Source organism: Isoptericola sp. GX10416, assembly GCF_056590155.1.
Window position 1 is genome coordinate 730,272 of record NZ_JBWPVO010000001.1, and the last position, 23,469, is coordinate 753,740.

Consider the following 23,469-nt stretch of genomic DNA (forward strand, 5'->3'; position numbering starts at 1 on the left):
CCGTGACCTACGCGAGCACCGGTCCGATCCGGGAAGAATGGCCGTGCGCCCCCTTCCCGGCGCCGACGACCGGGCTCAGCCCGCTACTCGTGCGGCGAGATCGCGACCGACCTCCGCCGTCGTACGCACCGTGTCGCCGCGATCCGCGAGGTCCGCCGCCACGGCCGCCTCGACCCGCCGCGCCTCGTCGCCGAGGCCCAGGTGCTCGAGCAGGAGCGAGACCGAGAGCACCGTGGCCGTCGGGTCGGCCTTGCCCTGACCGGCGATGTCCGGGGCCGAACCGTGCACCGGCTCGAACATCGACGGCGCGGTGCGGTCGGGGTTGATGTTCGCGGACGCTGCCAGGCCGATGCCACCGGTGATCGCGGCCGCCTGGTCGGTGAGGATGTCGCCGAAGAGGTTGTCGGTGACGATGACGTCGAACCGCGACGGGTTCGTCGTGAGGAAGATCGTCGCCGCGTCCACGTGCAGGTAGTCGGTGGTGACGTCGGGGAACTCGGCGTTCACGGCCTCGACCGTGCGGCGCCACAGATGGCCGGCGTGCACCAGGACGTTGTGCTTGTGCACGAGCGTCAGGTGCTTGCGGGGCCGTGCCTGGGCGCGGGCGAAGGCGTCCCGGACGACACGCTCCACACCGAACGCGGTGTTGATCGACACCTCCGTGGCGATCTCGTGCGGTGTGCCCGTGCGGACCGATCCCCCGTTGCCGACGTACGGCCCTTCGGTGCCCTCGCGGACGACCACGAAGTCGACGTCGCCAGGGTTCGCGAGCGGGCTGGTCACACCGTCGTAGAGCTTGCCGGGGCGCAGGTTCACGTAGTGGTCGAGCGCGAAACGGAGCTTGAGCAGCAGGCCCCGCTCGAGGACTCCGGACGGGACCGTCGGGTCGCCGATGGCGCCGAGCAGGATCGCGTCGTGCTCGCGGATCCGCTGCAGGTCGGTGTCGGTGAGGGTCTCACCCGTGGCGTGCCAACGACGCGCCCCGAGGTCGAACTCTGTGGTCGAGACCTTGAGGTCGGATCCAGCGACGGCGGCGTCCAGGACGGCGAGCCCCTGCTCGACGACCTCGGTCCCGATGCCGTCTCCTGCCACCACTGCGAGGTCGATGTTGCGCGTCATGCACGGAGCCTACGCTGCGGCAAGCCATGATACGGACGGCCGTCTCGTCATGCGGACGCTAGATCGTTCGGGAGGACAAGACGCAGAACTCGTTGCCGTCCGGGTCCGCCAGGACCGTCCATGTCACGCCGTCGGGCTGGCCGACGTCGATCACGGTGGCGCCGAGCCCGACCAGCCGCTCGATCTCGGCGTCCCGGTCGTCGCTCGTGTGCGGCGCGAAGTCCCAGTGCAACCGGTTCTTGCCCGCCTTCTCGTGCTCGACCCGGACGAAGACCATCCCGGGCGGCACCCGGTGGAACTCGAGCTGCTCCACGAGCTCAGCCGCCCACGGCGGCACCAGGACGCACTCCTCGTCGGACTCGTGGTTGAACTGCCAGCCGAGCGCCTCGGCCCACCAGCCGGCCAGTCGTCGTGGGTCGGTCGTCTCCACGACCGTCGAATACCAGCGCAGCGACATCCTCGTCCCTCCCGACGCCCGCGGGCGCGGGCCTCACTCCGAGTACAGCACCTCGAACCGCTCGCAGACGACCTCGACGCCCGGGCCGAACTCGTGCGCACTCCCGGCCAGGGTCCGTCGCCAGTACCGCTCGTGCTGCTCGCGCCACGTCTCCAACGACCGGTCGTCCTCACCTTCGGCCCAGGCGTGCTCGGCGGTGACCTCGCTGAACGGCACCGTCGTCACCTCGGTCGTCCGGACCAACGCTCGCGGATCACCGGCGCCGTCCAGCAGGATGGACAGGTCGCCCTTGCGCGGGAGCTGCTCCGCGGCGTCCTCGTACTCGACGACGAGCGACGCCGTCGCCGTCTTCGTGCCGGCGAGCACGAGGCCGAGAAGCTCGTCGGCGAGCTCCGGCGAGTCACCGAAGGACCAGGCGGGCGGCGGGACCACGTTCTCCGCCCGCTCCCCCACCGTGCCACCGTGACTGGTGCGGCCCGCGCTCGGTCGGGCGACGTCCCAGAACCGCGTGATGTGCTCGGCCTGCGCCGTGTCCTCGAGCTGGGCCTGCGCCTGGTCCGGGATCCCGCCGTGGGACGTCGCGTCGCTCATGCGGTTCATCCTGCCATCGGGGGCGGCGCCGTGCCGTGGGACCCGCCCGGCGTATGCACGTGCGGCCGCCACCCCCGGGTCGGGGCGGCGGCCGCACGCGTCGTTCGCTGACGAGGGGTGGGTGTCAGCGAGCGGCGCTGCCCTCCTGGTAGTCGGAGTCAGCGGGCTTGATCCACGAGAACATCTTGCGCAGCTCGCGGCCGGTGGTCTCGATCGGGTGCGCCTCACCCTTGGCGCGCAGCTCCTTGAACTCCGGCGCGCCGGCGTCCTGGTCCGCGATGAAGCGCTCCGCGAAGGCACCCGACTGGATGTCCGCGAGCACGGCCTTCATGTTCTCCTTCACCTGGGGCGAGATGACGCGCGGGCCGGAGACGTAGTCGCCGTACTCCGCCGTGTCGGAGATCGACCAGCGCTGCTTGGCCAGACCGCCCTCGACCATGAGGTCGACGATGAGCTTGAGCTCGTGCAGCACCTCGAAGTACGCGACCTCGGGCTGGTAGCCCGCCTCGGTGAGGGTCTCGAAGCCGTACTGGACCAGCTGCGAGGTGCCGCCGCAGAGCACGGCCTGCTCACCGAACAGGTCGGTCTCGGTCTCCTCGGTGAAGGTGGTCTTGATGCCGCCCGCACGCAGGCCGCCGATGCCGGCCGCGTAGGACAGCGCGAGGTCCCAGGCCGAGCCGGAGGCGTCCTGCTCGACGGCGACGATCACCGGCACGCCACGACCGTCGACGTACTCGCGGCGCACGAGGTGGCCCGGGCCCTTGGGCGCGACCATGAGGACGTCGTGGCCGGCCTCGGGCTTGATGTAGCCGAAGCGGATGTTGAAGCCGTGGCCGAAGACGAGCGCGGTGCCCTCGGTCAGGTTCGGGGCGATCTCGTCGCGGTAGAGGTCCCGCTGCACCTGGTCCGGAGCCAGGATGACGACGACGTCGGCCTCCTTGACCGCGTCGGCGACCGGCAGGACCTTGAGGCCCTCGTTCTCGGCCTTCTGCTGCGACGACGAGCCGGCACGCAGACCGACCCGGACGTCGACGCCGGAGTCGCGCAGGTTCAGCGCGTGCGCGTGGCCCTGGCTGCCGTAGCCGATGACCGCGACCTTGCGCTGCTGGATGATGGACAGGTCGGCGGCGTCCTCGTAGAACATCTCAGCCACGGTGGTGCTCCTCTTTCTCGGGGTGGTTCACGTCGGGGTGGTGTCGGGTCGATGGTGCCAGGCGTCGGCAGGAGGCGGCGCGCGCGTCTCAGGCGCTGCGCACGCGTTCCAGCGCCCGGTCGGTGATGGACCTGGACCCGCGCCCGACGGCGAGGGTCCCGGACTTGACGATCTCGCGGACGCCGAACGGGGCGAGCGCCGCCAGCAGCGCGTCGAGCTTGGCGGAGGTGCCGGTCGCCTCGATGACGACGGTGTCCGGGACCACGTCGACGACGTGCGCGCGGAACAGCTCGACGACCTCGAGCACCCCGGAACGGGTCGCGGCGTCCGCCTTGACCTTGACCAGGAGCAGCTCGCGCTGCACGGACACCTCGGCGTCGAGCTCGACGATCTTGATGACGTGCACGAGCTTGTTCAGCTGCTTGGTGACCTGCTCGAGCGGGTGCTCCTCCACGTCGACCACGACGGTGATCCGGGAGATCTCCTCGTGCTCGGTGGGGCCCACGGCCAACGAGTGGATGTTGAAGGCGCGGCGGGCGAACAGGCCGGCGACCCGCGTCAGGACGCCGGGCTTGTTCTCCACCAGGACGGACAGGGTGTGGCGAGACATGTCGGCTCAGTCCTCTCGTTCCCAGGCGGGCGAGATGCCCCGCGCGTACTGGATGTCGTCGTTGCTCACTCCGGCGGCGACCATGGGCCAGACCATCGCGTCGCGCGAGACGTTGAAGTCGACGACGACGGGCCGGTCGTCGATCTCGTTCGCCTTCTTGATCGCGTCGTCGACCTCCGACTCGTGCTCCACCCGGATGCCGACGCAGCCGTACGCCTCGGCCAGCTTGACGAAGTCGGGGATGCGCAGCGTGCCGTGGCCCGTGTGCAGGTCCGTGTTGGAGTACCGCTCGTTGTAGAACAGGGTCTGCCACTGGCGGACCATGCCGAGCGAGCTGTTGTTGATCAGCGCCACCTTGATGGGGATGTCGTTGATGGCACAGGTGGCCAGCTCCTGGTTGGTCATCTGGAAGCAGCCGTCACCGTCGATCGCCCAGACGTCGCGGTCGGGCTCGCCGACCTTCGCGCCCATCGCCGCGGGGACGGAGTAGCCCATGGTGCCCAGACCACCGGAGTTGATCCACGTGTTCGGGCGCTCGTACCTGATGAACTGCGCGGCCCACATCTGGTGCTGCCCCACGCCTGCGACGTAGATCGCGTCGGGTCCGACGATGTCACCGAGCCGCGAGATCACGTGCTGCGGCGCGAGGTGTCCGTCCGCCGTCGCCGAGAAGCCCAGCGGGTACGTCTCGCGCCACGTGTCGATCTGGTGCCACCACGCCTCGACGTCCGGCTTGCCGACCCGTTCCTGCTCGGCCTGCAGGGCGGGCACCAGGTCCTCGATCACCTCGCGCAGGTCGCCGACGATCGGCACGTCCACCGCGCGGTTCTTGCCGATCTCCGCCGGGTCGATGTCCGCGTGGACGACGGCGGCGTGCGGCGCGAAGCTGGACAGCTTGCCGGTGACGCGGTCGTCGAACCGCGCGCCGAGGGCCACCACGAGGTCGGCCTTCTGCAGGGCCGCCACGGCGGGCACCGTGCCGTGCATGCCGGGCATGCCCAGGTGCTGCGGGTGCGAGTCCGGCACCGAGCCGCGTGCCATCAGCGTGGTCACGACCGCGGCACCGGAGGTGTCGACGAGGCGCCGCAGCGCTGCCGAGGCACCGGACCGGATGACGCCGCCGCCCACGTACAGCACGGGGCGTCGGGCGGTGGCGAGCAGCTTGGCGGCCTCACGGATCTGCTTGGCGTGCGGCTTGGTGACCGGGTGGTAGCCGGGCAGCGCCAGCTCCTGCGGCCACGAGAACGTGGTGCGCTCCTGCATCGCAGACTTCGCGATGTCCACCAGCACCGGCCCGGGCCGCCCCGTGGAGGCGATATGGAACGCCTCCGCGATGGTCCGTGGGATCTCGTCGGCGTCGGTGACCAGGTACGAGTGCTTGGTGATCGGCATGGTGATGCCGACGATGTCCGCCTCCTGGAACCCGTCGGTGCCGATCAGGGGCTCGGCGACCTGGCCGGTGATCGCCACCATGGGGATCGAGTCGATGTTGGCGTCAGCCAGCGGCGTGACCAGGTTGGTCGCCCCCGGGCCGGAGGTGGCCATGGTGACGCCGACCTTGCCGGTGGCGTGCGCGTACCCGGAGGCGGCGTGACCGCCGCCCTGCTCGTGCCGCACCAGGATGTGTCGCAGCTTCGCCGAGTCCATCAGCGGGTCGTACAGCGGCAGGATCGCGCCGCCGGGGATCCCGAAGACGTTCTCGACCCCGACGGCCTCGAGCGACCGGACGATCGACTGCGCGCCCGTGACCTGCTCGCCTACCGCGCGGTCGACGCCGCGCGGCGCGGTGCGTGCAGCCACCTGGGCTGGTGTCGGGTTCGGCTGGCCCATGGGGTCTCTCCTGCCGCTCGATCGGGTGGATCCAAGGAATCTGTGCAATGAAAAACCCCCCGGTCCCGGTGCCTGGGGACTGACGAGGGGTGAGCGCGCTGACGAAGCCTGTGCGTGGGCTCAGCCGGCGCGCTCAGGAAGTACTACAAGGAGAATCGTCTGCACGTGACGCACGTTACGCCGTCGGACGATGGATGTCACGCCGTGGTCCGACCGTCCCGCATCGTGGACACCGTGGTGTCCGGATCGTCGTCGAACGCCGGCAGACCGTCGATGCTCGTGCGGTTCTTGCGTCGGCGGTACTCCGCCTGCCCGTCGGGCCCCTTGCGGTCCATGTAGCCGGGCAGCAGGTCCCGCTCCCCCGCGTGGTCGTACAGCGGGACGCCGTACCCGCAGGAGTCGGAGACCCGGTCCACGTCGACCACGATGACGGCACGCGCCCCGCGCCGCTCCGAGAAGTGCTCGACGAGCTCGTCGAACCCGGCGTCGTACAGGCTCACCACCCGGCCGCGGCCGTGCAGGCGCACGACGTTCGGCGGCCCGGCGAAGGCGCAGAACATCAGCGTGACGCGCCCGTTCTCGCGCAGGTGCGCGATGGTCTCGGCGCCCGACGCAGTGATGTCCAGGTAGGCGACGGTGTGGTCGTCGAGCACCACGAAGGACCCGTCGACGCCCTTGGGAGACACGTTGACGCGACCCTCGCCGGACAACGGCGCCGTGCCGACGAAGAAGACGTGCTGCGCCTCGACGAACGATCGGAGCCGGTCGTCGATGCGCTCGTGAACCTTTCCCATGGGGCACACCCTGCCAGATCACCAGTGCTCGGCACCGGCGAACGACGTGGGAGCGGGGATGACGCCCAGCACCTCCCGCAGCACCCTCAGGTGGTAGGTCCGCTCCGTGGCGAGATGGCTCAGCGCGTACCGCGTCAGCCGCGGCGCGGCCGAGCGTCGGGCGCGCGCCCGACGCTCGGCCGCGCCCGCGAGCGCCCACGCCGCGCGGGTCGGCACGGCGACCACGCGGACCCGCACCCCACGGCGCCGGAGCACGTCGACGACGGCGTCGCGCAGCACGACCGGTTCGGCGTCGGCCACGTTGACCACCAGCGGTACCGCGCCGCCGTCGGTGGCCGGGCAGGCCGCCGCGAGGGCCCCGTCCTCGATCGTGGCAGCAGACCGCACCGCCGCGAGCAGGGTCTCGACGTGGGTCAACGACTGGCGCACCCGCCCACCGCCGGGCAGGACCAGGAACCCGCCGCGCACGGCCGCCTCGATCCGCGGCAGGAGCGTGCCGTCACCAGGGCCGTAGACGGCGTGCGGTCGCAGGATCACGACGCCGCCCCGGACGTCGCGGCGCACGTCGTCGAACAGGTACTGCTCGGCCTCGGCCTTCGTGCGACCGTACGGCTCGAGGTAGTGGTCGACCGGCGCCTCGGACTCCTCGGCCTGCACGCTGGGCGCGAAGGGGTCGTAGACGCTCCCGGAGGAGACGTGGACGAACCGGGCGTCGCCGAACGTCTCGCGCACCGCGCGGGTGCCGGCGACGTTGACGGCGCGCGCCACGCCGAGGTCGGACCAGTCCGAGACCACCGCACCGGCATGCACGACCACGTCGACGGCGGGGGCGTCCCCCAGCGGCCCGTCGGTGAGGTCCCACCGGCGATGCCGGGCACCGTGGATCCCGTCCGGCCGGCGAGAGTAGGTCCACACCTCGTGGCCGCGCGCGACGGCGTCCCGGGCGACCGCGCCCCCGACGAACCCGGACGCCCCGGTCACGGCGATCCTCACGGGACCTCCGTAGCCGGCCGGCCTGCCGGTCGGCGGGCCGCCGCGCGCACGAGCGCCTGCCGGTCGGGCTTGCGGCTGCGGCCGGCCGTCGGGACGTGCGTGGCGTGCAGCACGACGTCGGGCAGCGCGTCGTGGTCGACCACGCCCGGCAGGGCGGCGCGCACCCGCGCGACGAGCGGGTGGCCGGGGTCGAGAGCCAGCTGCGTCGCGGCGTCGGTCGATGACTGCGCCGACGTGACGACGAGCACGACCACCTCGTCCCCGTCGGTGCGGGGCACGCCGACGAGCACCGCCTCGCCGACCCCGTCGAGGGCCGCGATCCGCGGCTCGTACAGCCCGGGGTAGATGTTCATCGTGCCACGGACGATCATGTCGCGCGTGCGTCCCACGAGCACGACCCGCCCGTCGGGCTCGAACCGGGCGAGATCACCGGTGCGGTGCTCGGTCGCCCGCACCGCGGACCCCGCACCGTCGAGGTCGTGCAGGTAGCCGGCCATGAGCGAGGGTCCGCCGAGCACCAGCTCACCGACGCCGTCGTCCTGCGTGCCCTCGACGGGTTCCAGCCGCGCGGCCACGCGGGGCAGCGGGCGACCCACCAGGTCCCCGTCACCCTCGAACGCGAGCTTGTCGCCCGCCTCGACGACGGCGACCGGCAAGATCTCGGTCATCCCGTAGACACCGACCCACCGCGTGCCGGGCAGCACCCTGGCCGCCCGGTCGAGCAGTGCGCGCGTGACCGGCGCTCCCCCGACGAGCGCGACTCGCGGCCCGCGAGCGGGCAGCCGGCCGGCCTCGACGGCGTCGAGCAGGGCGGTGACGTCCGCGGGCACGAGGTAGGTCCCCGCGGCGTCGGCCAGGCACCGCCCGAAGGTCACCACGTCCCGACCCGGCGGGGCCGCGGGGATCGACCAGGTCGCGCCGGCGAGCAGCGCGGGCATGCCCAGGAGCATCTGGTCGGTGTGCACGACGTCCCCCGGGGCGAGGTCGAACACCTCCCGCAGCAGATCGCACCCGGCCAGCAGCGACCCTGCGCTGTGCACCACGGCACGCGGCTGCGCCGTCGTGCCCGAGGTGAACACGACCAGGGCGTCGCGCCGCGGGTCGAGGCTCGGCAGCGCGCCGCCGTCCTGGACACCGCGGGCCAGGGACCCGGCCGAGCGCGAGCGGCTCGGGACCCCCGGCAGCCACAGCCCGGCGTGCACGTGCCGCACAGGCAGCGTGGCGTAGTCCGGCAGCAGGATGCCCCGGGCGCGGGCGAGCCGGCGCAGCGGACCCCGCGAGACGGCGTAGAGCAGCGACTCGGTGATCGCGAGCGTCGGCCGGGCGGCGGCCACGCGCGCGGCGAACAGCTCCGGCGTCGATCCCGGGTCGACGAACACGACCGTCCCCCCGGCGCGGACGACGCCCAGGGCCAGCACGACGCCCTCGGGACGAGGACGGACCGAGAACAGCGCGCGGTCGCCCGCCTCGATCCCGTCAGCACCGAGCGCCGTCGCCGTCGCGGTGATCCGCTGCGCGAGCTCGCCGTAGGTGACCTCCTCCCGCACCCGTGGCCCGCGCCGCCCGCCCCGGGTCCATCGCCGCAACGCGACGTCGTCCGCGCCGAGGTGCCCGGGAGCGCCACGGTCGAGGACCGGGCCCAGCAGGTGGGCGTCGGTCGATCCGGTCATGCTGCCTCCACCGTCAACGAGCGGTACGCGGGGATGAGGACGCCGCGGGCGACCGCCCGGTCCACGACGGTGACGGTGCGTCGCGCCTCGGCGACGGGCCGCAGGGCGTCGAGCACCGCGTCGACCTGGGCCAGGGCCAGGGGCATCCCGAGGCAGAAGTGCGGCCCCGCGCCGAACCACAGGTGCCGGACAGCGGCGTCGGCCGGGACACCCGGGTCGAACGGTCCGGCGTCGCGACAGCACGAGATCGTCGCGATGACGACGCGGTCGCCGGGCCGCACGCGCACCCGGCCCACGGTCGCCTCCGCGCGCACCGATCGCAGCATCGCGGGCGTGGGTGCCGTGATGCGCAGCGCCTCCTCGACCACGCGACCACGCAGGGTCGCGCCCTCCGAGGTCGCCGGGTCGGCGGCCAGCAGCCGGTCGAGCCAGCCGGTGTCCGCCGCGAGCGCCACCAGGCGCGGGACGAAGGACTGGACCGTCTCGGTGCCGGTGAGCACGAAGGCCCCCACGGCGCCGAGGGCCTCGGCCTCCGACAGGCCCAGCTCGCGCATTCGCCCCGGGACGGTGGCAGGGTCGCCGGCCCGGTAAGCGTCGCGCGCCGGTTCCGACAGCCGTGCGAGCACGGCACGGGCGTGGCGCACCTGCGCGGGCGTCAGGCTGTGCCGGTGCAGGCGCACCATGCCCACGACGGACTGGGCGGCCGACATCGCCTCGCGCACCGCGGTGTCCGTGGGCGGCAGCCCGGTCATCGCACAGATCACCGTGCCGGCGATGGCTGCGGTCTCGTCGACGAGGTCGACCCGCGTGCCCGCCAGCAGCCGCTCCGGCAACGCCGCCAGGGCGGCCGGCACGCTCACCGCGACGAGCTCGCGCACGGCGCGCGGGGTGAACAGCCCCGCGAGGGTCCGGCGTAGGCGGGCGTGGTCGGCACCCTCCATGTTGAGCAGCACCGAGGGTCCCAGCACAGGGGTCCACAGGTCGGACGGCGCACCCGGGCCGACCTTGGAGAACCGGTCCGTGTCGAGCAGCACCTCGCGCGCCGTCGCGGCGTCGGAGACGACGACCCCGATCCCGGGCACCCGGACGACCGGTCCGAGCCGCCGCAGCCCACGGATCGCCGGGTAGGCCAGCGGATGAGCCGCCCGCTGGACCCGGTCCTCCCAGCGCACGGCCGTCATCGGATGTCCACCACCTCGGGCCGGTACCGGTGGTCGGCGTACCAGCCGAGCGTGCGAACCAGGCCCCAGGCGTGCGCGCGGCGCGTCGAGGCGCGCACGACGACCTCGCGGTGCGCGCCGTAGCGCGTCGTGAGGCGGCGGACGGCGTTGACGAGGGCACGGTCCTCGTGGACGTCCTCGATCGCCGTCCGCGGGAAGCCTCCGGCCGCCTCGTACAGGGCGGCGGTGATCGCCATGTTGCAGCCAGGGGCCATCACGTACGGGCCTTGGTACGCCGGGTCCTGGTTGCCCGGCCGGAACCGACCGAACGTGCTCGCGACGACGACCGCCGTCGCCAGGACGCCCTGCTGGACGCGCGAGACGGGGAGGTCGTCGGTGCGCGGCACCAGGCGTCCGGCGACGAGGTCGTGCCCGACGGCGAACGCCTCCCGGACGCGGCGGGTCCAGTCCGGCGGGGGCAGGCAGTCCGCGTCGGTGCGCGCGAGATGCGTCGCTCCGGCGGCGATCGCGGCACGCATCCCCGTGTCCGCGGCCGCGCCGGTGCCCTTCTGGAGCTCGTCGACCACGCGCCAGCGCGTCATCCCCCAGTCCTTCGCCGTGGCGCGCACGAGCTCGCCGGTCCCGTCGGACGAGTCGTTGTCCACCACCACGAGGTCGAAGTCCGCGTCCTCCTGGTCGCGCAGGGCGGCCAGGGTCGCACCGATGCCGTGCACCTCGTCGCGAGCCGGGACGATCACGGCCAGCCGCTGCAGGCCCGGGGGCACCAGGGTGTGCCGGTCGCCGCTCACAGCCGCACGACCGTCGCGCCGATGCTGATGCCCCCGGCGAGCCCCACCAGGACCACCAGGTCCCCGGGCCCGACCCGGCCCGCGTCGAGGGCGGTGCGGACCTGCAGCGGCAAGGAGGCGGACGCCACGTTGCCGTGCTCGGCGACCGTGACGACGGTGCGCCCCGGGGGCAGCCCGAGCGCGACCCGGACGTCCTCGAGGTAGGCGACCGCCACCTGGTGGACCGCGACGAGGGCGACGTCGTCCCAGGTGACCCCGGCCTGCGCCAGCGCCCGCAGGACGACGTCCGGCCCGAGCGCGAGGAACGCCTCGCGCAGGCGCGATCCGTCGATCTCGAAATAGGTCCGCTCCGGGTCCCGCGGGTGGGCCGTGCCGCCGCCCGGGAGCATGCCGACGTCCCAGCGCGTCGAGTCCGCGCCGAAGGCGCTCGCGAGGATCCCGCGCGGTGCCGGCCGGCCCTGCTCGTCCCGTGCGCCCGCCTCCTCGGGGGTGGCCCTGCGCACGAGGACCGCTGCTCCGGCGTCGGACATCGTGTAGCCGGGCGCGGAGAGCAGGTAGGTGGCCCGGTCCGGCACGTCGTGACGGACGCCCCGCGTGGGCGCCTCGCCGCAGGCGACGAGCACCGTGGCGTACCGCCCGGCCCCGATGAGCGCCTCGGCGACCTCGATCCCGTTCAGCACCGAGTTGCACGCGTTCTTGACGTCCATCACCGGCGCACGGATGCCCAGCTTCGCCGCGACGATGTGGCTCGTCGCCGGTTCGATCATGTCCTGGGTCGCCGAGGCGAACAGCAGCAGGTCGATCTCCTCGGCCGCGACGCCCTCCGCGGCGAGCAGCTTCTCGGCGGCGGCGACGGCGAGGTCGGACGCGTCCCAGGAGCCGGGCAGGACGTGCACCTGGCGCACCCCGGTCAGCCGGGACACCATCGGCACCCGCGGGACGGCACCGGGGTTGCGGCGGGCGAGCTCGAGCTCGGCGGCACGGACGTCGACGGTGCATTCGGGCAGGTGGACGCCGATGCCGGCGATCACCGCCGTCGTGGACGTCGGTGAGGGTGCGGTCCGGTGGGACGGCTGGACGTTGACGGGCACCCGCGACAGAGTAGCGACGACGGCCGGCCGGCGTCCGGCCGTCCACAGGTCAGTGGTCCGCGGGCTCCTGCCACGTGCACACGCACGCCTCGTTGCCCTCGGCGTCGGCGAGCACCCACCAGGCCGGTGCGTAGCGGTCCGTCACGAGCCGTCCGCCCGCGGCCACCGCGTCGGCCACCCGCTGCTCCGCGACGTCGGTGCCGACGTAGACGTCGAGGTGGATCCGGTTGCGCTGCTCGCGAGGGGCGTCCATCTGCTGGAACCACACGGTCGGCCGCGACCCCGCAGGGTCGACGAGCGCGGGGGCGGCGTCGTCGGGATCGCTCCCGGTCATCTCCTCGTAGCCGAGGACGGCGCGCCAGAACGGCTGCACGGCCGCACCGTCGAGCACGTCGATCGCGATGGTGAGCCCGGCCGCCGCCGTCGCGTCGGCCGGCACGTCGAGCTCGCGGGCGGCCTGCGAGACCTGCACCGCGAGCGCCACGTCCCGCTCGCTCAGCCCGCCGACGTCGTGCGAAGTCAGCCGCACGACGACGGTGCCGTAGCGCAGGTCGACGTCGGGGTGATGGTTCGCCGCCTCCGCCAGCTCACCGATCGCCTCGACGAGCTGCACCCCGGTGGTGAAGCTGCCCGTCCGGAAGGTCGCGGTGGCCCGCTGGTCGAGCACCCGCCAGTCGTCGGTCCCGGCGGCCGCACGGAAGTCCGCCGCGCTGATCGCATCGCTCATGAGTGACACCTCCGCGGTCCACGCTATGACGCGAGCCGCCGGCCCGCCGACCGGACGCCCGGCGGCCTCACTGCGGCGTGCCGCACCTCGACCGGCTCCGGGTGGACGTCCCCCCGCGGCCGGTCTCAGCCCAGCACCGCGCCGCGCGACGCCGACTGCACCAGCTTCGTGTACTTGGCGAGCACGCCCCGGGTGTAGCCGTGCGGCACGGGCTCCCAGCCCGCGGCGCGACGAGCGACGAGCTCCGCGTCGCCGACGAGGACGTCGAGCGTCTTGGCCGCGACATCGAGGCGGATCCGGTCGCCGTCGCGCACGAACGCGATCGGTCCGCCGTCGACCGCCTCGGGCGCAATGTGCCCGACGCACAGCCCCGTCGTCCCGCCGGAGAACCGGCCGTCGGTGATGAGCAGGACGTCCTTGCCCAGGCCGGCACCCTTGATCGCCCCGGTGATCGCCAGCATCTCGCGCATGCCGGGCCCGCCCTTCGGCCCCTCGTACCGGATGACGACCACGTCGCCGGCCTGGATCGTGCCGTCCTCCAGAGCGTCGAGCGCCGACCGTTCGCGCTCGAACACCCGGGCGGTGCCCTCGAAGACGTCCGAGTCGAAGCCCGCGCTCTTGACGACCGCGCCGTCCGGGGCGAGTGAGCCGTGCAGGATCGTGATGCCCCCGGTCGGGTGGATCGGCTCGGCGAGCGCCCGGAGGATCTTGCCGTCCGGGTCCGGCGGGTCGATCTCCGCCAGGTTCTCGGCCACGGTGCGGCCGGTGACCGTCAGGCAGTCACCGTGCAGCAGGCCGGCGTCGAGCAGCGCCTTCATGATGACCGGCACGCCGCCGATGCGGTCGACGTCGTTCATGACGTAGCGCCCGAACGGCTTGAGGTCGCCCAGGTGAGGCACGCGGCTCGCGACCCGGTCGAAGTCGCCGAGCGTCAGGTCGACCTCCGCCTCGTGCGCGATGGCGAGCAGGTGCAGCACGGCGTTGGTCGACCCGCCGAACGCCATGACGACGGCGATCGCGTTCTCGAACGCCTCCTTGGTGAGGATGTCCCGCGCGGTGATGCCGTGGCGCAGCATCTCCACGACCGCCTCGCCGGAGGCGTGCGCGAACGTGTCGCGGCGGCGGTCGGCCGACGGCGGGGCCGCCGACCCGGGCAGCGACATGCCGAGGGCCTCGGCGGCCGAGGCCATCGTGTTCGCGGTGTACATTCCGCCGCAGGCGCCCTCCCCGGGACAGATCGCCCGTTCGATGCGGTCCACGTCCTCGCGGCTCATGAGCCCGCGCGAGCACGCACCGACCGCCTCGAAGGCGTCGATGATCGTGACGTCCTTCTCCGTGCCGTCCGAGAGCTTCACCCAGCCCGGCATGATCGAGCCCGCGTACAGGAAGACGCTGGCGAGGTCGAGCCGGGCGGCCGCCATGAGCATGCCGGGCAACGACTTGTCACAACCGGCGAGCAGCACCGAGCCGTCCAGCCGCTCGGCCTGCATCACCGTCTCGACCGAGTCGGCGATGACGTCGCGGCTCACGAGCGAGAAGTGCATCCCCTCGTGCCCCATCGAGATGCCGTCCGAGACGGAGATGGTGCCGAACTCCAGCGGGAACCCGCCGCCCGCGTGCACGCCGTTCTTCACCGCGCCGGCGAGCCGGTCGAGCGACAGGTTGCACGGCGTGATCTCGTTCCACGAGCTCGCCACCCCGATCTGCGGCTTGGCGAAGTCGTCGTCACCGAGCCCGACGGCGCGCAGCATCCCGCGCGCGGCGGTCGCCTCCAGACCGTCGGTGACCTGGCGGGAGCGGGGCTTGATGTCAGGCGTCGTCATGCCCCGAGCGTAGGGCGGGCGGCGGCACGGGGCGAGGGGTCAGCGTCGCGTGACCAGCGAGACGTCGCGCACGGCACCGCGGTCGGCCGACGTCGCCATCGCGGCGTAGGCCTGCAGCGCGGGCGAGACGTACCTGTCGCGGTCCACGGGCTGCCACGGGTTCTCCGAGGACTCCATCTTGGCGCGGCGCTCGGCGAGCACCGCGTCGGGCACATTGAGCCTGATGGCACGCGAGTCGACGTCGATCTCGATCTCGTCGCCGTCCTCGACCAGGCCGATGAGACCGCCCGCCGCCGCCTCGGGAGAGACGTGCCCGATCGAGATGCCGCTCGACCCGCCGGAGAACCGGCCGTCGGTGATCAGCGCGCAGACCTTGCCCAGGCCTCGGCCCTTGATGAAGGAGGTCGGGTAGAGCATCTCCTGCATGCCCGGTCCGCCGGCGGGGCCCTCGTAGCGCACGACGACGACGTGGCCCGGCTCGACCTGCTTGGTGAGGATCTTGTCGACCGCGTCCTCCTGCGACTCGCACACGAGGGCCTTGCCGACGAAGTGGAAGACGTCCGGATCCACGCCCGCCGTCTTGAACACGGCACCGTCCTCGGCAAGGTTCCCGCGGAGCACCGCGAGCCCGCCCTCGACGGTGTAGGCGTGCTCGAGGTCGCGGATGCAGCCCTCGGCGGCGTCGGTGTCGAGCGACTCCCACCGGTTGGACGTCGAGAACGCCTGGGTGGTGCGCACACCGCCCGGAGCGGCGTGGAACAGCTCCAGGGCTTGGCTCGTCGGCCGGCCGGACCGGATGTCCCAGTCGTCCAGCCACGCCTCGAGCGTCGGGGTGTGCACGCTGGTCACGTCGGTCTCGAGGAGGCCGGCTCGGCGGAGCTCGCCCAGCAGGGCGGGGATGCCGCCCGCCCGGTGCACGTCCTCCATGTGGTAGTCCGGGTGGTTGGGGGCCACCTTGCTCAGGCACGGCACGCGGCGGCTGATGTCCTCGATGTCCGCGAGGGTGAAGTCGATCTCGCCCTCCTGCGCGGCGGCGAGCACGTGCAGCACCGTGTTGGTCGAGCCGCCCATCGCGACGTCGAGCGCCATCGCGTTGTGGAACGCCGCCTTCGTGGCGATGCCCCGCGGCGCCGCGGAGTCGTCCTCGTCGTCGTAGTACCGCTTGGCCAGGTCCACGATCGTGCGGCCCGCCTCGAGGAACAGCTCCTTGCGCGCGGCATGCGTGGCCAGCGTGGAGCCGTTGCCCGGCAGCGACAGCCCGAGCGCCTCGGTGAGGCAGTTCATGGAGTTGGCGGTGAACATGCCGGAGCAGGACCCGCAGGTGGGGCAGGCCGCCTCCTCCACCTTGGCCAGCGCATCGTCGGAGACGTTGTCGTCCGCCGAGTAGTTGATCGCGTTGATGAGGTTGAGGCTGGTCTTGGCGACACCGTCGGCCACGATCGCCTTGCCGGCCTCCATGGGCCCGCCCGAGACGAAGATGACCGGGATGTTGAGCCGCAGCGCCGCGTTCAGCATGCCCGGGGTGATCTTGTCGCAGTTCGAGATGCACACCAGGGCGTCCGCGCAGTGCGCGTTGACCATGTACTCCACCGAGTCCGCGATGAGGTCGCGGCTCGGCAGGGAGTAGAGCATGCCGCCGTGCCCCATCGCGATGCCGTCGTCGACGGCGATCGTGTTGAACTCCTTGGCCACACCGCCGGCCTCCTGGATCGCCCCGGCGACGAGGTCGCCCATGTCCTTGAGGTGGACGTGCCCGGGGACGAACTGGGTGTAGGAGTTCGCGATCGCGACGATCGGCTTCCCGAAGTCCTCCGATCCCATACCGGTGGCGCGCCACAGCGCGCGGGCGCCCGACATGTTGCGGCCGTGGGTGGACGTGCGGGAGCGCAGGGGGCGGCTCATGTCACTGCTCCTTCGGTGCGTCGGCGTGCCGCAGGCGGCACGCTCGCGCAGCGTACGCCGTCGTACGCCGCACCGGCACACCCGTCCCGCGACGTGGGCGTACGGGATTGTCCCTCACCGTCTCACCAGATGGACGGATCCGTACGCATAAACGCTTCACCTCGCGCCGGACGCTGGTCACCGCCTCTCACCGGTGCTCACGATGCGGAGGCCCGTTATCCGACGAACGAGGACGAGACACCATGGCCACGATCTCCGCACCGATCAGCACCCGCTCCGTCGCCGACGACACCGGAGCGTCCGCGACCAGCGTCGCGGCCCGCCGTGCGCTCGCCTGCTGTCGCCTCCTGCTCTCCGTCGTCTTCCTGTGGCCCGTGGCCGACAAGGCGTTCGGCCTGGGCTACGCCACGCCGCCCGAGGCCGCCTGGCTGACCACCGGAACGTCGCCGACGGCCGGCTACCTGGAGCACGCCAGCGGACCGCTGTCGCAGTCCCTGGCAGCCGTCTCGGGCCCGGTCGTCGACGCGCTGTACATGCTCGGCATGCTCGGCACGGGCCTGGCGCTGCTCCTCGGAGTGGGGATGCGGGTCGCCGCGGCCGCCGGCGGCCTGCTCATGCTGTCCCTGTGGCTGTCGACATGGCCGTTCGCGGCCGGATCCCACAACCCGCTCGTTGACGAGCACGTCGTGTACACCGCGCTGCTGGTGGCGCTGGCACTGACGCGTGCCGGGGACACCTGGGGGCTCGGACGCGCCTGGGCCGCCTCCCCGGTACCCGGCGCCCGCACCCTGCTGCGCTGACCGCCGACCGCGGGCCGCGGCCGGCGGGCCGCGACGCGGGACCCGGACTACCGTGGTCCGGTGCCCTCGACCGTGATGTGGTTCCGTCGCGACCTGCGGCTCGCCGACAACCCGGCCCTGCTCGCCGCCGTCGAGCAGGCCCACGCCGACGATGCCGGCGTCGTCGCCCTCTACGTGCTCGACGACGCCCTGTGGTCGCGGGCGAGCAGCAACCGGCTCGCCTACCTGCTCGACTCGTTGCGAGCGCTGGACGCGGCCTGCGCGGGAATGCTGGTCGTGCGGCACGGGGACCCGCGCGTCGTCGTCCCGCACCTCGCGCAGGACGTGGGCGCCGACGAGGTCCACGTCGCCGCGAGCCACGAGCCGTACGGGCGGCGGCGCGACGACGCCGTCGGCACCGCGCTCGCGGCCGCCGGCCGACGTCTCGTGGCGACGGGCTCCGCCTACGCCGTCTCGCCCGGCCGGCTCCGCACCGGCGGCGGCACCCCCTACCGGGTCTTCACGCCCTTCCGTCGGGCCTGGCTCGAGCACGGCTGGCGCGCACCGGCTCACCGCCCGCACAGCGTCCCCTGGCTCCAGCTCGCCGCGGAACCGCTGCCCGCTGCCCCGGCGCCCACCGCGCGGCTCCCCCGCGCCGGGGAGGCCGCCGCACACCGGCGATGGCGGGAGTTCCTGCGGGAAAAGCTGCGAGGCTACGCCGAGAACCGTGACCGCCCCGACCTCGCCGGCACCTCGGCGATGTCGGTGCACCTGCGCTGGGGTGAGATCCACCCCCGCACGATGCTCGCCGACCTCGCGGCCGCCCGGTCGGACGGCGTTCCCGCCGACGACGTCGCGACGTTCCGCTCAGAGCTGTCCTGGCGGGAGTTCCACGCCGACGTGCTGCACCATCAGCCGCTCGCCCGCACGCGTTCGCTGCGCACCGTCGTCGCCGAGGACACCTGGGCCCGGGGCGACGCGGAGCAGGAGCGGCTCACGGCCTGGGCGGCAGGCCGCACGGGCTACCCGTTCGTGGACGCCGGCATGCGCCAGCTCCTGGCCACGGGGTGGATGCACAACCGGGTCAGGATGGTCGTGGCGTCGTTCCTGGTCAAGGACCTGCACGTGCGCTGGCAGCAGGGTGCGGCGCACTTCATGGCGCACCTCGTCGACGGCGACGTGTCCCAGAACCAGCTCAACTGGCAGTGGGTCGCCGGTACCGGGCACGACGCGGCGCCCTACTTCCGCATCTTCAACCCGGTGACCCAGGGCAAGAAGTTCGACCCCGACGGCGTGTACGTCCGGCGCTGGGTCCCGGAGCTGCGGGACGTCCCGGCGGACCGGGTGCAGGAGCCGTGGCGACTGGACGAACCGCCCTCGGACTACCCGGCGCCGATCGTCGACCACGCCGTCGAGCGACGTGTCGCGCTCGACGACCTCCAGCGCGGACGGTCCTGAGGCCCTCCCACCACGCTGCTGCTAGCCCGCACGGCCCTGGTGGTCGCGGAACTCGTCCTCCAGGATGCTCATCACGATCGCGTCCGCCCAGGTGCCGCCGTCGCGGTAGACCTCTCGCAGGCGACCCTCCTCGACGAAGCCCAGCGACGCGTACAGCGCCTTGGCCCGAGGGTTGATGCTCAGCACGTCGAGGCCCACCCGGTGCAGCCGCGGGCCAGGGGCGTCCGGCACACCGAGGAAGGCGAACGTCAGCACCTGCTCGATCGCCTCGCGACCGTACCCACGACCGCGGTAGTCGGGCAGCATCTGCAGGCGCAGGTTCGCGCTGCGCGAGACGTCGTCCAGCTCGTTCAGGACGATCTCGCCGATCATCTCGTCGCTGACCAGCTCGCCGTCGCGCACCGCACCGGGAGTGATCGCCCAGTCGTAGCGGCCCTCGCTGTCGCCGACGGTGGCCGCCCACTCATCGATCTGCGTCCGCGTGAACCTCGCCGTCGTCCCGGACAGGCGCATGCCTTCCGGATCGTGCAGCGACTCCCAGAGCCTGTCCGCGTCCCCCGCCACCATCGGTCGGAGCCGCATCATCTCCCCGTGCAGCAGCGGTGGTCTCACGTCCCGATCCTCTCCAGGACGAGCTCACGCACCCGCTTCGCGTCGGCCTGGCCCTTGGTGGCCTTCATCACGGCGCCGATGATGGCGCCGACAGGCCCCTGGTTGCCCCCGCGGACCTTCTCCACGACGTCGGGCTGGGCGGCGAGGGCCTCGTCGATGGCAGCCAGCAGGGCGCCGTCGTCCGACACGATCTCGAGGTTCCGCGACACGACGACCGCCTCCGGGTCGCCTTCCCCGGCGAGCACGCCGTCGAGCACCTGCCGGGCGATCTTGTCGTTGATCCGGCCGGAGTCGACGAGTCCCTGGAGCTCGCCGATCTGCGCGGGGGTGATCGGCAGGTCCGCCAGCTCCAGCTCGTCCTGCTTCGCACGGCGGGCCAGCTCGCCCATCCACCACTTGCGGGCGGCGGCCGGGCTGGACCCCGCGGCGATGGTCGCCTCGATGAGCTCGATCGCCCCGGCGTTGACGACGTCCCGCATCTCGGCGTCGGCGTACCCCCACTCCGTCTGCAGCCGGCGGCGACGCGCCTGCGGCAGCTCGGGAAGGGTCGCGCGGATCTCCTCGACCCAGGCCCGCGACGGCTCGACGGGGACCAGGTCCGGCTCGGGGAAGTAGCGGTAGTCCTCGGCGTCGGACTTCACGCGACCCGAGGTGGTGGTGCCCGTGTCCTCGTGCCAGTGCCGCGTCTCCTGGACGATCGTCTCGCCGGCGTCGAGCGCCCCCGCCTGGCGGGAGATCTCGTGCCGGACCACCCGCTCCACCGACCGGAACGAGTTCACGTTCTTGGTCTCCGTGCGGGTGCCGAGCGGGGACTCCGGCGTGGGTCGCAGCGACACGTTGACGTCGGCGCGAACGTTGCCCCGCTCCATCCGGGCCTCGGACACGTCGAGCACGCGGAAGATGTCGCGCAAGGCCTGCACGTAGGCACGCGCGACCTCTGGTGCGCGGTCCCCCACGCCCGTGATCGGCTTGGTGACGATCTCCACCAGCGGGATCCCCGCCCGGTTGTAGTCCACGAGCGAGTACTCCGCGCCGTGGATACGCCCCGTGGAGCCACCGACGTGCGTGTTCTTGCCGGCGTCCTCCTCCATGTGCGCGCGCTCGATCTCGACGCGGTGGATCGTGCCGTCCTCGAGCTCGACGTCGAGCCAGCCGTCGAACGCGATCGGCTCGTCGTACTGGGAGGTCTGGAAGTTCTTCGGCACGTCCGGGTAGAAGTAGTTCTTCCGGGCGAACCGGCACGACTCCGCGATCTGGCAGTTCAGCGCCAGGCCGATCCGGATCGCGTACTCCACCGCCGTGCCGTTGACGACCGGGAGCGCACCGGGCAGCCCGAGGCTCACCGGCGTCGTCTGGGTGTTGGGCTCCGCGCCGAACGAGGCCTCGGCCGCGCAGAACATCTTGGTGCGGGTGCCGAGCTCGACGTGCACCTCGATGCCGAGCACCGGGTCGTACCGGCGGACCGCGTCGGCGTAGTCGACCATCTGGGTCACAGTCATCTCCTTCGTGGGTCAGCCGAGCTCGGGTGCGCGATCGAGCAGCGGGCCGCCCCAGCGCGCCTCGAGGGCGGCCTCGAGCGCGGCGCCGACGCGGTAGAGGCGGTCGTCCGCCTTCGCCGGGGCGAGCACCTGGAACCCGGTCGGCAGGCCGGGGCCACCCTCCGGCGGGACCGACAGGCCGTTCGGCACCGAGATGCCCGGTACGCCCGCGAGGTTCGCCGGGATCGTGGCGACGTCGTTGAGGTACATGGCCAGCGGGTCGTCGAGCTTCTCGCCGAGCTTGAACGCCGTCGTGGGCGCCGTCGGGGAGACGAGCACGTCGGCCTGCTCGAACGCCGCGTCGAAGTCGCGCTGGATCAGCGTCCGCACCTTCTGCGCGCTGCCGTAGTACGCGTCGTAGTAGCCGGCGCTCAAGGCATACGTGCCCAGGATGATGCGGCGCTTGACCTCGTCGCCGAACCCCGCCCCACGGGTCGCGGCCATGACGCGTTCGGCGGTGACCGGGCCCTCCTCGGGCTCGACGCGCAGGCCGAACCGCATGCCGTCGAACTTGGCGAGGTTGCTCGACGCCTCGGCCGGCAGGATGAGGTAGTAGGCGGCCAGCGCGTACTCGAAGTGCGGGCAGGAGACCTGGACGATCTCCGCCCCGGCCTCCTCGAGCAGCTCGAGCGACTCCTCGAAGCGTGCCTGGACACCGGGCTGGTAGCCCTCGCCCTGGAGCTGCTCGACGACGCCGACGCGGAGGCCGGTCAGGTCGCCGAGCGAGCCCTGGCGGGCAGCTTCGACGAGGTCCGGCAAGGGCTCGGGGATGGAGGTCGAGTCGCGGGGGTCGTGCCCACCGATCAGCTCGTGCAGCAGCGCGGAGTCCAGGACCGTGCGGGTCACGGGCCCGGCCTGGTCGAGGCTCGAGGCCAGGGCGATCAGCCCGTACCGCGAGACGCTCCCGTAGGTCGGCTTCACGCCGACCGTGCCGGTCACGGCGCCCGGCTGGCGGATCGAACCACCGGTGTCCGTCCCGACGGCCAGCGGAGCGGCGAAGGCCGCCACGGCAGCCGCCGACCCGCCGCCGGAGCCACCGGGGATACGCTCCAGGTCCCACGGGTTGTGCGTGTTGCCGTAGGCCGAGTGCTCCGTCGACGAGCCCATGGCGAACTCGTCCATGTTGGTCTTGCCGAGGATCGGCATGCCGGCGGCACGGATGCGCTCGACGAGCGTCGCGTCGTACGGCGGGACCCATCCCTCGAGGATCTTCGAGCCCGCCGTCGACGGCATGCCCTGGGTCACCACGACGTCCTTCACAGCGATCGGGACACCGGCCAGCGGGTGCAGCGTCTCGCCCGCAGCCCGGCGCGCATCGACGTCGCGCGCGGTGGCGAGCGCATCCTCGGCGGAGACGTGCAGGTAGGCGTGCACCGCGGGCTCGACGGCGGCGATGCGGTCGAGGTACGCCTGCGTCACCTCGACGCTCGTCACCTCGCCGGCGCGGAGCCTCTCGGCGATCGCGGACGCCGACAGTCTGGTCAGGTCGGTCATGTCACTCCTCCCCCAGGATCTGCGGCACGGCGAACCGACCGTCTTCTGCCTCCGGCGCACCCGCCAGCACGTCGGCGACGGGCAGCGAGGGGACGGGCTCGTCCGCCCGGAAGACGTTGGACAACGGGAGCGGATGGCTCGTGGCAGGGACCTCGGGGGTCGCGACCTCGCTCACCTTGGCGATGGAATCGACGATCACGTCGAGCTCGCCGGCGAGCCGGTCGAGCTCGTCCGGGCGCAGCTCGATCCGCGCCAGCGCGGCGACACGCGCGACCTCGTCACGGGAGATGGTGGACATGACCGCAAGTCTAATGGTCCCCGGGTGCTCTTCCGGGCGCCGTCGCGTCACATCCCTGTGAACAGTGCCATGCACGCCGAGCACGTTGTCGGGGGGATGCAGCGAGGCCCCCCGCACCGTGTGGTGTGGGGGGCCTGGCTGTGAAGGGTGTCCGGCGGCGTCCTACTCTCCCACCCCGTCTCCAGGGCAGTACCATCGGCGCTGAAGGGCTGAGCTTCCGGGTTCGGTATGGGACCGGGCGTTTCCCCTTCGCTGTGACCGCCGTAACGTTGTCGAGTTGTGTGGGTGGCCCCGTGCCTGGCCCTGGTGGGGCTGGGTGGGGTGGTGCCCGTTTCTCGGGAACCGCACAGTGGACGCGTGCATGCATGTGTGTTGTGTTGAAGTTGTTGGCTTATTAGTACCGGTCAGCTGCGACAGTCGTTGGTCCTGTCTTCCACTTCCGGCCTATCTACCCAGTGGTCTAGCTGGGTGCCTTCACCCCACGAGGGGGATGGAAACCTCATCTTGAAGCAGGCTTCCCGCTTAGATGCTTTCAGCGGTTATCCCTTCCGAACGTAGCGA

Annotated in this window: 21 protein-coding genes and 2 rRNA genes; 2 read left to right on the forward strand and 21 right to left on the reverse strand. The window is 72.4% G+C overall.

The features are described 5' to 3' along the window. Positions 1–75 precede the first annotated feature (75 nt). The 15 genes from ACWAT2_RS03650 to ilvD (ACWAT2_RS03720) all read right to left on the reverse strand — a co-directional run bounded on the left by ACWAT2_RS03650 (position 76) and on the right by ilvD (ACWAT2_RS03720) (position 16,729). A complete protein-coding gene (locus ACWAT2_RS03650; protein WP_402370839.1) occupies positions 76–1,119 on the reverse strand; it encodes a 3-isopropylmalate dehydrogenase in 1,044 nt (347 codons plus the stop codon). Between the two features lie 58 nt (positions 1,120–1,177). Beyond that, entirely contained in the window at positions 1,178–1,576 is a 399-nt protein-coding gene (locus tag ACWAT2_RS03655; RefSeq protein ID WP_402370836.1) for a VOC family protein, read from the reverse strand. A gap of 33 nt (positions 1,577–1,609) precedes the next feature. Further along, positions 1,610–2,167, reverse strand: a complete 558-nt coding sequence (locus ACWAT2_RS03660; RefSeq protein ID WP_402370834.1) for an ASCH domain-containing protein — start codon at positions 2,165–2,167, stop codon at positions 1,610–1,612. Between the two features lie 124 nt (positions 2,168–2,291). After that, positions 2,292–3,320 (reverse strand): ketol-acid reductoisomerase, encoded by a 1,029-nt coding sequence (ilvC, locus tag ACWAT2_RS03665; RefSeq protein ID WP_402370832.1) that lies wholly within the window; start codon positions 3,318–3,320, stop codon positions 2,292–2,294. Positions 3,321–3,408: 88 nt separating this feature from the next. Beyond that, on the reverse strand, positions 3,409–3,930 hold the full coding sequence (gene ilvN, locus ACWAT2_RS03670) for an acetolactate synthase small subunit (protein ID WP_402370829.1): 522 nt from the start codon (positions 3,928–3,930) through the stop codon (positions 3,409–3,411). Between the two features lie 6 nt (positions 3,931–3,936). Beyond that, positions 3,937–5,760, reverse strand: coding sequence for an acetolactate synthase large subunit (locus tag ACWAT2_RS03675; RefSeq protein WP_402370827.1), 1,824 nt, complete (start codon positions 5,758–5,760; stop codon positions 3,937–3,939). A gap of 197 nt (positions 5,761–5,957) precedes the next feature. Further along, complete coding sequence (locus tag ACWAT2_RS03680) at positions 5,958–6,554, reverse strand: pyridoxamine 5'-phosphate oxidase family protein (RefSeq protein ID WP_402370824.1); 597 nt, start codon at positions 6,552–6,554, stop codon at positions 5,958–5,960. Positions 6,555–6,572: 18 nt separating this feature from the next. Continuing rightward, a complete protein-coding gene (locus tag ACWAT2_RS03685; protein WP_480048473.1) occupies positions 6,573–7,547 on the reverse strand; it encodes an NAD-dependent epimerase/dehydratase family protein in 975 nt (324 codons plus the stop codon). Continuing rightward, a complete protein-coding gene (locus tag ACWAT2_RS03690; RefSeq protein WP_402370821.1) occupies positions 7,544–9,217 on the reverse strand; it encodes a class I adenylate-forming enzyme family protein in 1,674 nt (557 codons plus the stop codon). Before ACWAT2_RS03690 ends, ACWAT2_RS03685 begins: the two co-directional genes overlap by 4 nt. Further along, positions 9,214–10,398: a cytochrome P450 gene (locus ACWAT2_RS03695; protein ID WP_402370818.1), complete on the reverse strand. Its 1,185-nt coding sequence runs from the start codon at positions 10,396–10,398 to the stop codon at positions 9,214–9,216. The genes ACWAT2_RS03690 and ACWAT2_RS03695 overlap by 4 nt, the downstream gene beginning before the upstream one ends. Beyond that, complete coding sequence (locus ACWAT2_RS03700) at positions 10,395–11,186, reverse strand: glycosyltransferase family 2 protein (protein ID WP_402370815.1); 792 nt, start codon at positions 11,184–11,186, stop codon at positions 10,395–10,397. The genes ACWAT2_RS03695 and ACWAT2_RS03700 overlap by 4 nt, the downstream gene beginning before the upstream one ends. Next, positions 11,183–12,277 (reverse strand): 3-oxoacyl-ACP synthase III family protein, encoded by a 1,095-nt coding sequence (locus tag ACWAT2_RS03705; RefSeq protein WP_402370813.1) that lies wholly within the window; start codon positions 12,275–12,277, stop codon positions 11,183–11,185. The genes ACWAT2_RS03700 and ACWAT2_RS03705 overlap by 4 nt, the downstream gene beginning before the upstream one ends. A gap of 49 nt (positions 12,278–12,326) precedes the next feature. Further along, complete coding sequence (locus tag ACWAT2_RS03710; RefSeq protein WP_402370811.1) at positions 12,327–13,004, reverse strand: VOC family protein; 678 nt, start codon at positions 13,002–13,004, stop codon at positions 12,327–12,329. Between the two features lie 125 nt (positions 13,005–13,129). After that, positions 13,130–14,827: a dihydroxy-acid dehydratase gene (gene ilvD / locus ACWAT2_RS03715; RefSeq protein WP_402370809.1), complete on the reverse strand. Its 1,698-nt coding sequence runs from the start codon at positions 14,825–14,827 to the stop codon at positions 13,130–13,132. A 39-nt stretch (positions 14,828–14,866) separates the two neighbouring features. After that, a complete protein-coding gene (gene ilvD / locus ACWAT2_RS03720; RefSeq protein ID WP_402370807.1) occupies positions 14,867–16,729 on the reverse strand; it encodes a dihydroxy-acid dehydratase in 1,863 nt (620 codons plus the stop codon). A 242-nt stretch (positions 16,730–16,971) separates the two neighbouring features. Here ilvD (ACWAT2_RS03720) and ACWAT2_RS03725 point away from each other — a divergent pair, with 242 nt between their 5' ends. Then, positions 16,972–17,529 (forward strand): DoxX family protein, encoded by a 558-nt coding sequence (locus tag ACWAT2_RS03725; RefSeq protein ID WP_402370804.1) that lies wholly within the window; start codon positions 16,972–16,974, stop codon positions 17,527–17,529. 75 nt (positions 17,530–17,604) lie between these two features. Continuing rightward, positions 17,605–18,966 (forward strand): cryptochrome/photolyase family protein, encoded by a 1,362-nt coding sequence (locus tag ACWAT2_RS03730; RefSeq protein WP_402372067.1) that lies wholly within the window; start codon positions 17,605–17,607, stop codon positions 18,964–18,966. 21 nt (positions 18,967–18,987) lie between these two features. Here ACWAT2_RS03730 and ACWAT2_RS03735 read toward each other — a convergent pair whose 3' ends face one another. From ACWAT2_RS03735 to ACWAT2_RS03760, 6 genes are all read right to left on the reverse strand, one after another. Beyond that, positions 18,988–19,578 carry a GNAT family N-acetyltransferase gene (locus ACWAT2_RS03735; protein ID WP_402370802.1) on the reverse strand — a complete coding sequence of 197 codons (591 nt, stop codon included), beginning with the start codon at positions 19,576–19,578 and terminating at the stop codon, positions 18,988–18,990. Continuing rightward, on the reverse strand, positions 19,575–21,077 hold the full coding sequence (gatB, locus tag ACWAT2_RS03740; protein WP_402370800.1) for an Asp-tRNA(Asn)/Glu-tRNA(Gln) amidotransferase subunit GatB: 1,503 nt from the start codon (positions 21,075–21,077) through the stop codon (positions 19,575–19,577). The genes ACWAT2_RS03735 and gatB overlap by 4 nt, the downstream gene beginning before the upstream one ends. A 12-nt stretch (positions 21,078–21,089) precedes the next feature. Next, on the reverse strand, positions 21,090–22,610 hold the full coding sequence (gatA, locus tag ACWAT2_RS03745) for an Asp-tRNA(Asn)/Glu-tRNA(Gln) amidotransferase subunit GatA (protein ID WP_402370797.1): 1,521 nt from the start codon (positions 22,608–22,610) through the stop codon (positions 21,090–21,092). A gap of 1 nt (position 22,611) precedes the next feature. After that, entirely contained in the window at positions 22,612–22,908 is a 297-nt protein-coding gene (gene gatC, locus ACWAT2_RS03750) for an Asp-tRNA(Asn)/Glu-tRNA(Gln) amidotransferase subunit GatC (RefSeq protein WP_402370795.1), read from the reverse strand. A 149-nt stretch (positions 22,909–23,057) separates the two neighbouring features. Then, a 5S ribosomal RNA gene (gene rrf / locus ACWAT2_RS03755) occupies positions 23,058–23,174 on the reverse strand. 107 nt (positions 23,175–23,281) lie between these two features. Further along, positions 23,282–23,469: ribosomal RNA gene (locus tag ACWAT2_RS03760) — 23S ribosomal RNA — on the reverse strand; the annotation flags it as partial.